The 14,652-nt window shown below is 41.0% G+C and carries 11 protein-coding genes; 8 read left to right on the top strand and 3 right to left on the bottom strand.

Translation table 11 applies throughout. The features are described 5' to 3' along the window. Positions 1-131 precede the first annotated feature (131 nt). From AACU33_RS34320 to AACU33_RS34310, 3 genes are all read left to right on the top strand, one after another. Positions 132-3,983 carry a PAS domain-containing protein gene (locus AACU33_RS34320; protein ID WP_096594714.1) on the top strand — a complete coding sequence of 1,284 codons (3,852 nt, stop codon included), beginning with the start codon at positions 132-134 and terminating at the stop codon, positions 3,981-3,983. 153 nt (positions 3,984-4,136) lie between these two features. Then, positions 4,137-7,313, top strand: a complete 3,177-nt coding sequence (locus AACU33_RS34315) for a DEAD/DEAH box helicase (RefSeq protein WP_096594713.1) — start codon at positions 4,137-4,139, stop codon at positions 7,311-7,313. Positions 7,314-7,318: 5 nt separating this feature from the next. Next, a complete protein-coding gene (locus AACU33_RS34310; protein ID WP_096594712.1) occupies positions 7,319-8,158 on the top strand; it encodes an SWIM zinc finger family protein in 840 nt (279 codons plus the stop codon). A gap of 34 nt (positions 8,159-8,192) precedes the next feature. Here AACU33_RS34310 and AACU33_RS34305 read toward each other — a convergent pair whose 3' ends face one another. Continuing rightward, positions 8,193-8,750, bottom strand: a complete 558-nt coding sequence (locus AACU33_RS34305; protein ID WP_096594711.1) for a Uma2 family endonuclease — start codon at positions 8,748-8,750, stop codon at positions 8,193-8,195. Positions 8,751-8,903: 153 nt separating this feature from the next. On the opposite strand from AACU33_RS34305, the gene AACU33_RS34300 reads away from it, so the two are divergent. The 3 genes from AACU33_RS34300 to AACU33_RS34290 all read left to right on the top strand — a co-directional run bounded on the left by AACU33_RS34300 (position 8,904) and on the right by AACU33_RS34290 (position 10,166). Next, positions 8,904-9,113 carry a hypothetical protein gene (locus AACU33_RS34300; protein ID WP_096594710.1) on the top strand — a complete coding sequence of 70 codons (210 nt, stop codon included), beginning with the start codon at positions 8,904-8,906 and terminating at the stop codon, positions 9,111-9,113. Then, positions 9,110-9,376: a type II toxin-antitoxin system RelE family toxin gene (locus tag AACU33_RS34295; RefSeq protein WP_096594709.1), complete on the top strand. Its 267-nt coding sequence runs from the start codon at positions 9,110-9,112 to the stop codon at positions 9,374-9,376. The genes AACU33_RS34300 and AACU33_RS34295 overlap by 4 nt, the downstream gene beginning before the upstream one ends. A gap of 403 nt (positions 9,377-9,779) precedes the next feature. Further along, a complete protein-coding gene (locus tag AACU33_RS34290) occupies positions 9,780-10,166 on the top strand; it encodes a cupin domain-containing protein (protein ID WP_096594708.1) in 387 nt (128 codons plus the stop codon). 79 nt (positions 10,167-10,245) lie between these two features. On the opposite strand, the gene ftsH is transcribed toward AACU33_RS34290, so the two are convergent. After that, positions 10,246-12,183, bottom strand: coding sequence for an ATP-dependent zinc metalloprotease FtsH (gene ftsH, locus AACU33_RS34285; protein WP_096594707.1), 1,938 nt, complete (start codon positions 12,181-12,183; stop codon positions 10,246-10,248). A gap of 81 nt (positions 12,184-12,264) precedes the next feature. Beyond that, positions 12,265-12,933, bottom strand: a complete 669-nt coding sequence (locus AACU33_RS34280; protein WP_096594706.1) for a DUF1614 domain-containing protein — start codon at positions 12,931-12,933, stop codon at positions 12,265-12,267. Positions 12,934-13,204: 271 nt separating this feature from the next. On the opposite strand from AACU33_RS34280, the gene AACU33_RS34275 reads away from it, so the two are divergent. Both AACU33_RS34275 and AACU33_RS34270 read left to right on the top strand, forming a co-directional pair. After that, positions 13,205-13,396 carry a hypothetical protein gene (locus tag AACU33_RS34275; protein ID WP_096594705.1) on the top strand — a complete coding sequence of 64 codons (192 nt, stop codon included), beginning with the start codon at positions 13,205-13,207 and terminating at the stop codon, positions 13,394-13,396. 91 nt (positions 13,397-13,487) lie between these two features. Then, positions 13,488-14,636 (top strand): AI-2E family transporter, encoded by a 1,149-nt coding sequence (locus AACU33_RS34270; protein WP_096594704.1) that lies wholly within the window; start codon positions 13,488-13,490, stop codon positions 14,634-14,636. The last annotated feature ends 16 nt before the right edge of the window (positions 14,637-14,652 follow it).

The raw sequence follows: 14,652 nt of genomic DNA, 5'->3' as shown, positions 1-14,652 counted from the left end.
CACTTGTTGAAATCACCCAAGCGATCGCGTGCTGTGTTGAGTATTTAACTTCAGTTGAGAGTACTCCAAAGCTTTATTACTCAAGCAAGTTGCCCGCGGTAAAATAAGAATCTATCTCATCCAAAAGTAGTATGTTAAGAGTCCAGCGTTCACAGATGCAACGCTATGGTATTTCTATTTTGTCAGTCCTACTGGCGTTGCTGCTGGGTCTAGTGTTGGAACGACTGCTACAAATAAACGTTTCATCACTGTTTTTCGCTGCTGTAGTCTTTAGTAGTTGGTACGGTGGCTTTCCTGCTGGTTTGGTGGCGACAATCTTATCAATCTTAGCTAATAACTATTTTTTTACACTACCTATATACGTCCTTACACTGAGGAATGGCTCCGATCTTTTAGAGCTAGTTATATTTAGCTCGATAGCGCTTTTAATTAGTTCGTTAAATGCAGAACTACGTAATGCCAAACAGGCATCAGAGGCAAAGCTAGCAAAGCTACAGGTAAGTTATCGTCGGTTGCTAGAAACAGCCAATGAAGGTATCTGGATATTGGACAGCAGAGGACAGACAGAATATGTGAATCAGCGTTTAGCTCAAATGCTTGGCTACAGCATGGAAGAGATGATTGGTTGCCCAATTTTTGACTTTATGGAAAGTCAAGCTCAAATTGAAGTAGAGCAATTGTTTAACCAACAGAAGCAGAGCATTCAAGAGATAAAACGGCAATTTGACTTACGTTTACGCTGCAAAGATGGATCGGATATTTGGGCAATTGTCTCCACTAGCCCCATCTTGAATAACAAAGGTGAATTTTCGAGTGCGATCGCTATGCTCACAGATATCAGCGAACGCAAACAAACAGAAGCAGCTCTAAGAGAAAGCGAACAGCGGTATCGTTCTTTGGTAGTGGCAATTTCTCAGATAGTTTGGACAACCGATCCTGATGGGCAGGTAGTTGATGTACCAGAGTGGCGGGCTTACACTGGGCAAAGTCCAGAAGAAGTCAAAGGTTGGGGTTGGTTAGCTGCATTGCACCCAGAAGATCGGGAACGAACTGCCCAAGTTTGGATGCAAGCTGTTCGGCAAAAAAGTATCTATGAAACTGAATATCGCCTACTTGGTAGAGATGGAATTTATCGTGATTTTGCTGCACGTGGTGTACCAGTTGTCACAAAATCCGGTAGCATTCGGGAGTGGGTTGGTATTTGTACTGATATAACTTCTAGTAAGCGAATAGCAGAAAATCTGCGACAAAAGCAAGAGAGGTTAGATTTAGCACAAGCTGTTGCCAAAAGTGGCAGCTTTGAGTGGAATATTCAAACTAATATTAATATTTGGTCAAAAGAGTTAGAAGCTCTCTACGGACTAGAACCTGGTGAATTTGGGGGTAGTTATGAAGAGTGGGCAAGATGGGTTCATCCCAATGATTTAGCGAAGGCAGAAGCAGATGTAATTGCTTCATTGCAAACAGGTGAATTGTTTACCGATTGGCGAGTCATCTGGAAGGATGGCAGTATTCATTGGATGCACGCCAGAGCGAAAGTGTTTTACGATGATGCGGGCAAACCTTTACGCATGGTCGGAATCAATGTTGATATTAGCGATCGCAAGCAAGTAGAATTCGCCTTGCAAGAAAGTGAAGCGATCGCTAAAGCACGGGCACAAGAACTAGAAACCTTCATGGAAACAGTTCCTGCCGCTGTCTGGATTGCTCACGATCCGCACTGCCATCACATGAGCGTCAACCGAGCTGCCTATGAATTGATGCGGCTACAACCAGGATCGGTGTTAACAGCTACTCCTGCTGATGGACAGTTTCCATTTAAGTTCAAGATTCAAAAAAATGGGCAAGATATCCCACCCCAAGAATTACCAATGCAACTGGCTGGGAGTACTGGCAAGCCTGTTGAGTTGGAATTTGAATTTGTCTTTAGTGACGGAGATGTGCGATCGATCTATGGCAAAGCGGTACCATTGCGAGATGAATCTGATGCTGTCCGCGGTGTGATTGGGGCATTTTTAGACGTGACTGAACGCAAACAGGTAGAGAATGCATTGCGGGAAAACCAAGAACGTCTAACTTTAGCACTTGATGCTGCCAGGATGGGATCGTGGGATTGGGATCTTCAAACCGATCGGTCGATCTGGACTCCTTACCATGAAATGATTTTTGGGTATGAGCCGGGAAACCCACAACGAACTTATCAGGAATGGTCTAGCTTAGTTCATCCAGAGGATTTACCTCGCGTTGAGGTAAAGGTTCAAACGGCGATGGCAAAGCAGCAAGATTACGAAGACGAATATCGAGTGATTTGGGCAGATGGTAGCCTACATTGGGTATCAGCTTTCGGACGCTTCCAGTACAACCAACAAGGCCAGCCTGTTCGGATGTTGGGAATGCTTTTCGAGATTACCGATCGCAAGCAAGCAGAAGTAGCGCTGCGTCAAAGTGAATTAGTCTTTCGCACGTTAGCGGATACAATGCCGCAAATGTTTTGGATCACACAACCAGATGGCTATCATGAATATTTTAATCAACGTTGGTATGACTACACGGGAAAAACCTTAGAACAAACACGTGGTGAAGGATGGCAAAAAATTTTGCATCCTGATGATGTACAACGCACAATAGAAGTTTGGCAAAATTCCCTGAGTTCCGGTAAAACTTATGATATCGAGTACCGTCTTCTGCGTGCTAGTAATGGCGAATACCGCTGGCATTTAGGAAGAGCATTTCCATTACGACAAGAAGGCCAAATTGTTAAATGGTTTGGCTCTTGTACAGATATTCACGATCAAAAATTAGCCATTGAGGAACGTGCCCAGGCTTTAGAACGAGAACGCGCTGCTCGCATAGAGCTAGAAAAAGCTAGCCGCATGAAAGATGATTTTTTGGCGATTGTTTCCCATGAACTACGTTCTCCACTTAATCCGATTTTAGGTTGGTCAACACTTCTGCTCAAGCGCCAATTAAATGCAGAAAAGACAACTCAAGCACTAGAAATCATCGAGCGCAATGCCAAATTACAAACACAATTAATTGACGATTTGTTAGATGTGTCCCGCATTCTTCGTGGCAAACTCAGTCTAAATATTTGTGTAGTCGATCTGGTTGCGACTATTGAAGCAGCACTAGAAACCGTGCGGCTAGCGGCTGAAGCTAAATCGATTCAAATTAAGACCCAGCTTGACACCGTTGTGGGTACAGTAGAAGGCGATCCTAACCGCTTGCAACAAGTAATAATGAATCTACTGACAAATGCTGTCAAGTTTACACCACCAGACGGTCAAGTGGAAATCTCTCTCCAGCAGATGGGAGCAAATGCCCAAATCCAAGTCACAGATACAGGTAAAGGAATTACTCCCGACTTTCTACCCTACGTATTTGAACGCTTTCGACAAGCAGACGATGTAACAACCAGAAAATTTGGGGGTTTAGGATTAGGGTTAGCAATTGTTCGGCACATTGTCGAACTCCACGGTGGCTCTGTACAAGTTGCCAGTCCCGGAGAAGGTTTAGGCGCAACTTTTACAGTCAACCTACCTGTGATGACGCTTGTCTCTGCCAAACATGAGGATAAACAGTTACCCAATGATTCCCCAAATCTTCAAGGTTTGCGGATAGTTGCAGTGGATGATGATGTTGATAGCCTGGATTTAATCACTTTTATCTTAGAGCAATATGGCGTTGAAGTCACAGCAGTTGCTTCAGCTAGTCAAGCACTGAAAGCGATCGCCAAAATTCAACCAGATTTATTAATCAGCGATATCGCTATGCCAGAAATCGACGGTTATACACTGATCCGTCAAGTTAGAGCCTTAAAAGCATCAGGTGTAGAGAGAGTCCCGGCGATCGCGCTGACAGCATTTGCTGGCGAAGCTAACAATCAAAAAATTCTCGCCGCAGGTTTCCAAAGACACATTACTAAGCCTGTCGATCCAGACGAATTAGCAATAGCGATCGAGCAGGAAGTCAAAAGTCAATAGTCAACAGTCAGATGGCGGCGCGATCGCGCACTGGTGTTACGAAGATTTGATAATTTATTTTTTTATTTCCTAATCATTGACGATGTAACACTCTACTTTGGTAAAGTAATTCTAAACACATAGAATTACTAGAAAATCCAGAGCATCGCAACTATGAAAGTTATTCATGGCACCTGGATACCAAATGCAGCATCTGACTTTATTCAGCCAGGCTCTTTTTATTTGTGGATAGAAACCCCAATAATAAAAAAAAGCCGTGCTAATCAGCAAAATATTCATCCCGGACATCTACAGAAAGCCGAGTTAATCGTGTTTTTGACGCAAGCTTTGGGATTAAAAGAAACAGCAAATCAATTAAGTCAACGCGTATCATCAAAATACTTTGCTCTACCAACTGCCAATAATCAACCATTACCTTCACCAGAATTAATTAAGTATCTGGAAGTAGAAATCTCAGAAGATTATGATGATTTTCAATATTGGCAGGTAGATTGTTATGGAACTGTAACATCTGCTAAGACAGCAAAAGTAAATAATGTTATCAAACTTCTCAACGATATACATTTTTTAGCGCTACACAATGCCGATGAAGTGCAACTTGGTTCTGATTTATTGTTTTGGTATCACTACACCCAAGCTTTTAAGCAAATAATCCTGAAAGACCAATATATTCCAGCGTTAAAATATCGACAGTTAGAATCAGTCACAACTAAGAAAAAAGGCAAGTCATCAATTCTACAACCTTTTGAAATTTACGCTACTTGGGAAATTATTTCTCCTAGCTACGAAGAAAATATTAAAAAGTATATTGATTATATGCCGCTGATTTGTGTGGCAGGTGCGGCAACACCAAGCGATAAAATTGAGTTTTTCGATAGAGCAACATTATTGCGTCACTTTTCTGAGTCTATTCTGACAGATATAGTGACGCATACACCCTCTACAGCAGCTTTTGATAAACAAATTGCCGATTCTTTAGTTGAATATTGTCTTTATCCCTATCGACATAATCCCTTAAAAACAAATCAAGCTTTTGCAGAATATCAGCAATGGTTAGCATGGAAAACTAAAATCAACCGTACTCAAGCTGATGCTGTTTTTCATCTTTGCTTCCAATTGTATTCTCCTACTGCTGAAGAGATAGACAATTGGCAAATGCAATTTTTGGTAGCCAGTAAACAAGACCCTTCCCTGAAGTTGGATTTGTCAGAATACTGGAGGATGAATAAAACAGGTAAAGCTGGTGTACATAAACAATTTGGCAAAGATTTTGAAACGCATTTATTGCTGAATTTAGGTTATGCAGCGAGGATGTATCCTAAATTATGGCAGGGATTGGAAACCGATCAACCTACAGGAATGCAATTAACTTTAGAAGAAGCATTTGCTTTTCTGCAAGAAAGTGCTTGGGTGTTAGAAGACGCAGGTTTTAAAGTAATTGTACCTGCTTGGTATACTCCCGCAGGTCGCCGTCGTGCCAAAATTCGCCTCAAAGCTTCCGGTAAAAAATTAACACCAACAAAAGGTGAAACCAAAAGCTATTTCGGCTTAAATTCTCTAGTACAGTATGAATATGAATTGGCAATTGGTGAGCAAATTGTCACACCCCAAGAATGGGAACAATTAATTAATGCTAAGGCTCCTTTAGTGCATTTTCGCGGTCAATGGATGGAATTAGACCGAGATAAAATGCAGCAATTGTTGGAATTTTGGCAATCTCACGGTAACGAAAAGCCAGAGATGAATTTGCTGGAATTTCTGCAACGCAGTGCGGAAGCTGGGGACGAGTGGGAAATTGAACATGATGAAGTTTTAGCGGAAATGATGGCGAAGCTGCAAGATAAAACCCAGCTTGAACCAATTTCTGAAAAATTAAATTTGCAAGGGAATTTGCGCGAGTACCAAAAGCGTGGTGTTTCTTGGTTGCAATATTTAGAAAGATTGGGATTAAATGGCTGTCTTGCAGACGACATGGGTTTAGGTAAATCCGTGCAGGTAATAGCGAGGCTAGTACAGGAGAAGGAAGGACAAGGGAGTGATTTACCGCCTACATTATTAATCGCGCCTACTTCCGTTGTCGGAAACTGGCAAAAAGAAATTGCCAAATTTGCGCCACACTTAAAAAGTATGGTGCATCATGGAGGCGATCGCACGCAAAATTCCGCAGACTTTAAAGCCGCTTGTCTTCAGCACGATGTCGTGATTACTTCCTTTACGCTGGCTCGCAAAGATGAGAAACTACTCAACAGTGTGGAATGGCAACGTCTGGTTTTAGATGAAGCGCAAAATATCAAAAATCCCAAAGCAGCGCAAACTAAAGCGATTCTTAAACTCTCCGCCAAACATCGCCTAGCTTTGACAGGAACTCCGGTAGAAAACCGTTTACTAGATTTATGGTCGATTTTTAATTTTCTCAATCCTGGTTACTTGGGTAAAGAAGCACAATTTCGCAAGTCTTTTGAAATTCCCATTCAAAAGGATAACGATCGCGTCAAATCAGTTACCCTGAAGAAATTAGTTGAACCTTTAATTTTACGTCGGGTAAAAACTGACCAATCCATCATCAACGATTTACCCGATAAAGTTGAACAAATACTCTACACCAACTTAACCAAAGAACAAGCCTCACTTTACGAAGTGGTGGTAAAAGATGTTGAGGAACAATTGCAAAAGGCTGAAGGAATCCAACGCAAAGGTTTAATTCTTTCTACCTTAATGAAATTGAAACAGATTTGTAACCATCCAGCCCAATTCTTACAGGATAACAGCGAATTTGCCCCAGAGCGATCGCACAAACTCAGCCGATTATCAGAAATGGTAGAAGAAGCGATTTCCGAAGGTGAAAGTTTACTGATATTTAGCCAATTTACGGAAGCTTGCGAAAACATTGAAAAGCATCTCAAACACAACTTACACTGCAATACTTATTACTTACATGGTGGGACAAACCGCAAACGTCGAGAACAAATGATTAGCGAATTTCAAGAACCCGATACAGAACCATCTGTGTTTATTCTTTCCCTCAAAGCAGGTGGTGTCGGGATTACACTCACCAAAGCCAATCATGTATTCCATTTTGATAGATGGTGGAACCCAGCAGTTGAGAATCAAGCAACAGATAGAGCTTTTAGAATTGGTCAAAAAAAGAATGTTTTTGTGCATAAATTTGTTGCCATTGGCACTCTTGAAGAGAAAATTAACCAAATGATTGAAGACAAGAAAAAACTCTCGGCTGCTGTTGTGGGGAGTGATGAATCGTGGTTGACAGAATTAGATAACGATGCCTTTAAACAACTCATCGCCTTAAATAAGAGCGCAATTTTGGAGTAAATCTCATGTCTAAATTTAGCAGAACTTGGTGGGGCGATCGCTTTATTCAAGCATTAGAGCAATTCACCGATGAAGGAAGGCTACAACGCGGACGTTCCTATGCTCGTAATGGTAAAGTTTTAAATTTTGAAGTAGAGAAAAATCAAATTACTGCTAAAGTCAAAGGCTCAATCAATCCCTACTTTGGAGTTTACAAAGAACCAACTTATAACATATCAATTGAAATTACACCCATTGCCAAAAATCGCTGGAGTGAAGCAATTCAAAAGCTTTCTTCAAAAGCCAGTATTGTTTCGCGGTTGCTAATTAACGAAGTCCCAGAAAATATTGAAGATACTTTTGCTGACTTGGGATTACATTTATTACCCCACAGCAGCAAGGATTTTAAAACCAAATGTTCTTGTCCAGATTACGCCAATCCTTGCAAGCATATCGCGGGAGTTTATTATTTAGTAGCTTCACAGTTAGATGAAAACCCATTTCTTTTATTTGAACTCCGGGGATTATCCAAAACAGAACTGCAAGCAAAGTTGGCTGAGTCAAATTTAGGTAAAGCGCTATCAGAAGAACTGAATACGAAGGAAATTCCCTTAGAATTATCAACTTCACTATATACAAAATTAGAAAAGCAAGCTATTGCACAAAAGCCAAGTGTGAGGGAATTTTGGTTAGGAACGAAGCGATTACCCCAAACAATTGAAGTAGGTAGTCAAAGCGGAGTGTCAGCAATTTTAGTGAAGAAACAAGGAGATTTTCCAGCTTTTTGGAGAAAGGATAATTCTTTTATTGAAACGATGGAGGAGTTATATCAGCGAGTGAAGACGAAAAATCAGAATATTATCTGAAGAAAGTTTCATACAGAAGTATAAATAATCAAATTTAACGATTAAATTTCAGCCAACCAAAAACTTGGTCAACTGTCAAATCTAGGTTTAAAAAATTGGGTATTGGTAGAGATTCGCTACCTGTTAACTCTAAAGGTTCTTGTCCAGGAATAAAAGCTAAAATTAATCGCTCCTCTGGGTCAATTAACCATCCAAGTTGAGTACCATATTTGAGACAGTGCAAAATATTGCTAATAACTTTAGTTGCTTTTTGGTCAGGTGAAAGAATTTCTACTGTCCAATCAGGATAAATCTCAAATGTGTTTGGTACTTCACCATCTGCATCAAAGGGAATTCTCTCCCAGCAAAACACAGTAGCATCGGGAACTATGGAACGTCCGCCAAAGGTACAGCGCAATTCGGGAAAGGCTAAAGCAATTTGCGGCGTTTCTGCAATTTGATTCACAACGTCACAAAATTTAAATTGCAGACGCGAATGTTTCCCTTGAGGCATAGGTTTTTGGTATATGCGACCATGAATATATTCACTAGCTGGCTTAGTTTCTGGAAGTTTGAGAAATTCGCCGAGAGTCAAGGCTGGTGCTGTTGTCATACGCCAACTGTTTTGGATTACTTTTATTTTATCGAGTTGCGATCGCTTTTGTTATGTCATGAAGGGTATGTGTGAGAATGAAATCAAATTATATCCATAATCCATCCCTAATGGGGATGTTAAGATTATTGCAACAGGGATTAAAGGAATAATATGACAGAACTTAACTTTGACGAAGAGAAAATTAAGCAACTATTTAAAAGCGCTCTCATTGAAGTAATTCAAGAACAGAAAGAAGTATTTTCTGATTTGTTAGCAGAAATTATCGAAGATATCGCTCTTGAAAAAGCAATTAAAGAAGGTGAAGATACAGAATTAGTCAGCCGAGATGCAATTTTTAAGATTTTGGGAAATAAAGGATGATTGTTGAGTTCCGCAAAAGCTTTGAAAAGGATTTGAGCAAAATTAAAGACGAAGCCATATTGCAACGAATACAAAAAGTAATCGAAGAAGTAGAAAATGCTGAAAATATTGGAGAATTAAGTAATTTTAAAAAACTCAAGACTGATGGTGATTATTATCGGATTAGAGTTGGAGATTACAGAATAGGATTAAAAATTTCTGATAATATATTTGTTTTTATACGAGCGTTACCAAGAAAAGATATTTACAGGTATTTTCCTTAATTATTAGAAGCTTTTTTACAAGTTAAGCTAAAAAAGCGATCGCTTTTTTATTGTAGACGCGAGTGTTTATCTTGAGGCATAGGCTTTTCTCTATACGCTTCATGAGATAAACCACAAACTCTTCTATCTTAGCTTGTGCGTTCTAGTTACTTCAGCCACATTTTGAAATAACATCAGAGTTTATCAAATATCAGCAACATGATGCCTAAAGACTGAGTTTTATCGGCTCTTGTGAGAGCTATTATATAGCTAATAAAATAGATTAATTATTCAACGGACTCAGCTAGGAATCTATCTATTTTCTATAATTAACGGCTGGTTCAACCAACATTTATCATCTGAGTATTAAGTGTGATCAATGAGCTATGCCGTTTTTAAATGAGAGTAACAGGAGAACGGCAAAATGATTACTCAAGCAAACACAGCCTCGATAAAAAACTTCGCACAGTTCAAATCTGAGATACTTTTTGGAGCTACTATCACTCGATTACTATCTCAGCAACAGCTGCCCTATGTGGGATTCGACCATGTAAGGATTGCCAGAGGTTCTTCACTCCAACCCCACATTCATGAAGCTTCTGAATCTTTTATATACATCATAGAAGGAAGTGCTATTGTCACTTTAGAAGGTGAAGATTATTTGGTAGGAGTAGGTGATACTATTTATATTCCTCAAGGTATTAGCCACGGCTTTAGTACACCTAATGAAGATGTGGTTTTGCTTTCGGTACAGTCCCCAGCTATATATCCAGAGGATACTGCCCCAGATATCAAATTCAGCAGTAATTAATAGGTATTTCTCAATAGAACAATAAAAAAGCGATCGCTCTTTTAGGGGGCGATCGCTTTTTTAATTCAATCTCAAATCCTTAAACCAAAAGTGTCTGCAACAAAGGCTTATCTTCCGATAACTTACCTGTGCGCAACCATTCACTTAATTCTTCTGGTGCTACGGCTTGCTGGAGACGTTCCCGCAAAGCTACACCTTCTAAAATTTCTTGTTGCAACAGTTCTTGTGCAGTCTCTTCTAACAATGTCCGGTTATGTTGCAGAATACTCAAAGCGATGTGGTGAGCATTATCTACTATTTGCTTCACTTCGCGGTCAATTTCTTCTGCAACTTGCGGACTGATAGAACGGCGGGGATTACCGTAGCCTTCGATAAATTGCTGTTGAATCTTCTCAAATGCTACTGGCCCCAGTTTATCGCTCATACCATAAATGGTAATTGCCCGTTCTGCCATATCAGTAGCTTTTTGGATATCGTCAGACGCACCAGTAGAAACCTTACCAAAGACAACTTCCTCAGCCGAACGTCCACCCAATAAAGTTGCAATCCGTCCGCGAATTTCGTCTTCCACCATCAAAAAGCGGTCTTCTTCTGGCATTTGGATTGTGTAACCCAATGCACCTACACCACGAGGCACAACGGAGATTTTTTCAACTTTACCAGCACCAGGCATCAACGCCCCAATAATCGCATGACCAACTTCGTGATAAGCTACGGTCTTCTTCTCGGTTTCATTTAACACGCGAGAGCGTTTTTCTAACCCAGCCACCAAGCGCTCAATAGCTTCGTTGAAATCAGCCATAATTACCGCTTGCCGATTTTGACGGGCTGCTAGTAGTGCGGCTTCGTTCACTAGGTTGGCTAAATCTGCGCCAGCAAATCCTGGAGTACGGATAGCAATGGTAGCTAAATTAACATCTTCAGCTAATTTGACGTTTCTCGCATGAACCTTCAGAATAGCTTCTCGACCGATTTTATCAGGGCGATCGACTACAACTTGGCGGTCAAAACGTCCGGGACGACGCAATGCGGGGTCGAGGACTTCAGGACGGTTGGTAGCAGCGATGATAATTACACCTGTATTGGCATCAAAGCCATCCATTTCGGTGAGTAATTGGTTGAGGGTTTGCTCGCGTTCATCATTACCACCCACAAATCCCCCAGCACCACCGCGAGATTTACCCAGTGCGTCCAATTCATCAATAAAAACAATACAGGGAGCTTGTTTTTTAGCTTGATCGAATAAATCGCGGACACGTGCAGCACCAACACCAACGAACAGTTCGATAAATTCGGAACCAGAAATACTGAAGAAAGGAACACCAGCTTCACCCGCGATCGCTCTTGCTAGTAATGTCTTACCTGTTCCGGGAGGCCCTACCAACAATGCACCTTTCGGAATTTTCGCTCCCAAGCGGGTGTATTTATCCGCATTTTTCAAGAAATCAACAATTTCTTCTAATTCAACTTTGGCTTCATCAACACCAGCCACATCAGTAAATTTCACACCTGTGCTGCCATCAGATGAAATCCGCGCCTTGCTTTTACCTACCGTCAGCGCTGCGGGGCCGCCGCCTTGACGATTCATTAAAAAGCCCCAAATGCCAAAGAAAATTAACGGTGGAGCCACCCAACTAAGTAAAGTACCCAGCCAGCCATTTTGATTTGGTGCTGGTGCAGCAAACTCTACATTATTTTCGCGAAGAATCTTTGGTAAATCGAGATCCAGCGCGACTGGTGTAGTAGTTAATACTTGTTCGGCTGGTTTGCCATCGGGGGTTTGAGTTTTCAGGACATACTCAATGCGATCGCCACCTACCATTGCCCGTTCGACTTTACCAGCTTGCACCTGAACAATAAAGTCGCTATAAGGAACTTGTGGCAATCTTGTCCCAAAAAAACTGGGAACAATTAAGTTAAGCAGCAATAAGAAAGTTAGCAATATTAAAAAGCTGCCACCAAATTGCCGCCATCTCGAAGGTTTCAATTGATTTTTGTTATTAGTTTCAACAGGCATTTTGATGTACCCTCAGTTATATTTTTCATTAGTCATTAGTCATTTGTTACTGGTGTTTACAAATGATTAATAACTAATTTTTCAAGTTAATAGCAAAGCAAATAAACCGCATAAAGCTATGCCATCAAACACTCCTGCACCACCGATACTTAAAACACCAGCACTCATTGCTTGAATATCTTTAAGATGCAGCAAATCGGCACCAATTACAGTTCCGAGAACGCCACCAGCAAAGGCTACAGGAGCCGCATGGGGAGATGCAAATAACATTGCAGATAAAGCAGCAGTCAGGGGAGCTAGCAACGGATTCATCTGAATACCAATTCCCGGTACTACCCGTGCTGCATAGTAGCTAACAACAGTAACAATAGCTGTAACTATTAATATTGCTAAAGCATTTCCCTGAGTAAATTGGTAAAGTGCCAATGCTACAGGAATTAATCCACCACCCACATTTAGCGCTACTACAGTAGAGCGTTCCACTTTCCTTAAAGGAATTCCCCAAAATTCTCTCAACCACAGAGCAGCGAAGTCATCTGTGAGATTTACAGGTGCTTCTAAGCGGTATAGAGGAATATTAATAGTGCTTGTAAGAATCACCAGCACCAGTAATAGAAAAGCAATATTAGGAGCAAATCCTAATTTAGCGACTGCAATTTCCACTACATCTACTGCTACAGCAAACCAAATAAAAGGTAGCAGCAGCAATAAAACCAGAAATAGGAGTAATGAAACTGGCAGATAGATCATGGGAATTGGCAGATGAGGATGATGTTGCAACTCAGCCAAAGCACACCTAGAAATGTCACATTGAGTCTTGGACAAGACTTAAGAAATTAGTGAATCAGATGCTTTCTCTGCATATTTGCAGGTAATAAATACGGCTTTTAGGCGATCGTGACAGTTGCAAGTGCGGAACGTGAATTGCAAAGTTTTGTATCTGTTAGGTCTATTCTAGAAACTAGATGGCGTAAACCAAATTCGTGTATACCCCACAGAACAATGCGTATTGCCGAACTTTATGGAAAATAAGCTGGGATTGATTGTGAAAGTTTTTCTACTCTCAATTGTGCTGTCGCTCTTGATTAAGTACGCAGCACCGAGTCTGATGATTCCGGGGACAGATGCAGTTGCCTTAATTATGGTGCTGTCACCGGCGATTATTATGGCGATCGCGCTGTTTTGGCGATTTCAAGCACAAAGACAAAATTAGCTGATAATCCCATAGGCGGAAGTTGGTACAATCAGCTAACCTAGCTGCATTATCTTGACAATGCAGCTTGCCAACTGCCGGGAGTCAGCCTGTGAACCTAGGTCAATGGATTGGCTTAATCGCCATAGTTCTTTCTTTATATATCTTGTGGCAAATCAAAGAAGTGTTGTTGCTAATGTTTGCCGCAGTTGTATTAGCTTCAACCTTAAATCGCCTAGCGCTATGGTTCCAACGCTGGAAAATAAAGCGTGGTATTGCTGTAATTATCGCGGTGGGCATATTTTTTGCTTTGATTGTAGGTTTTTTCTGGCTGATTGTGCCGCCTTTTGCCGCGCAGTTTCACGAACTCACCTATCGAGTTCCCCAAGGTTTAGAACGTGTCAATAATTGGGTTAACGCCTTAAAAACACAGGTTCCCAATCAACTAGTACCTTATATTCCCGATCTAGACAGCCTCATCCAACAAGCGCAGCCATTCATCAATCGTCTAGTAGGAAACTCTTTTGCCTTTGTCTCTGGTTCTTTAGAAGCAGTCTTGAAAATTCTGCTGGTGCTGGTTTTAACAGGAATGTTATTAGCTAATCCCGAAGCTTACCGTAAAGTCTTTGTGCGTCTTTTCCCCTCATTTTATCGGCGGCGAGTCAATGGGATTTTAGATAAGTGCGAAACTTCACTAGAGGGATGGGTAATAGGCGCACTCATTGCGATGGGCGTAGTCGGATTGATGAGTGTCATCGGTTTGTCAGCTTTAGGTGTAAAGGCGGCATTAGCTTTAGGAGTTTTGGCAGGATTTTTAAACTTGATTCCCAACCTCGGGCCGACAATGAGTGTAGTTCCAGCAATGGCGATCGCACTTTTGGACGCGCCTTGGAAAGCTGTTGCTGTCTTAATTCTCTACTTTTTCATTCAGCAAGCTGAAAGTAATTTTATTACACCAGTTGTTATGGCTCATCAAGTTTCATTACTACCAGCTGTGACGTTAATTTCCCAACTATTTTTTGTGACTTTCTTTGGCTTTTTAGGATTATTTTTGGCTCTACCTCTGACTGTTGTCGCTAAGATTTGGTTACAAGAAGTTTTAGTTAAAGATGTCTTAGATCGATGGGGTTCTAGTTCTCAACAAGAGGCTGAGTTAGTCATAGTTTCTAACTCTTCTGGATTAGACGATCCTTGGGAAGTAGATAGTCCAGTTAGTCATAGAGAAAAGCCTATTGATAATACAGTGCACCCAGAAGATTAGACTAAAAATCTTTGTG

The sequence above is a fragment of the Calothrix sp. NIES-2098 genome, from assembly GCF_963875125.1.
GTDB lineage: Bacteria > Cyanobacteriota > Cyanobacteriia > Cyanobacteriales > Nostocaceae > Aulosira.
This window is presented reverse-complemented; position numbering and strand designations above follow the sequence as displayed.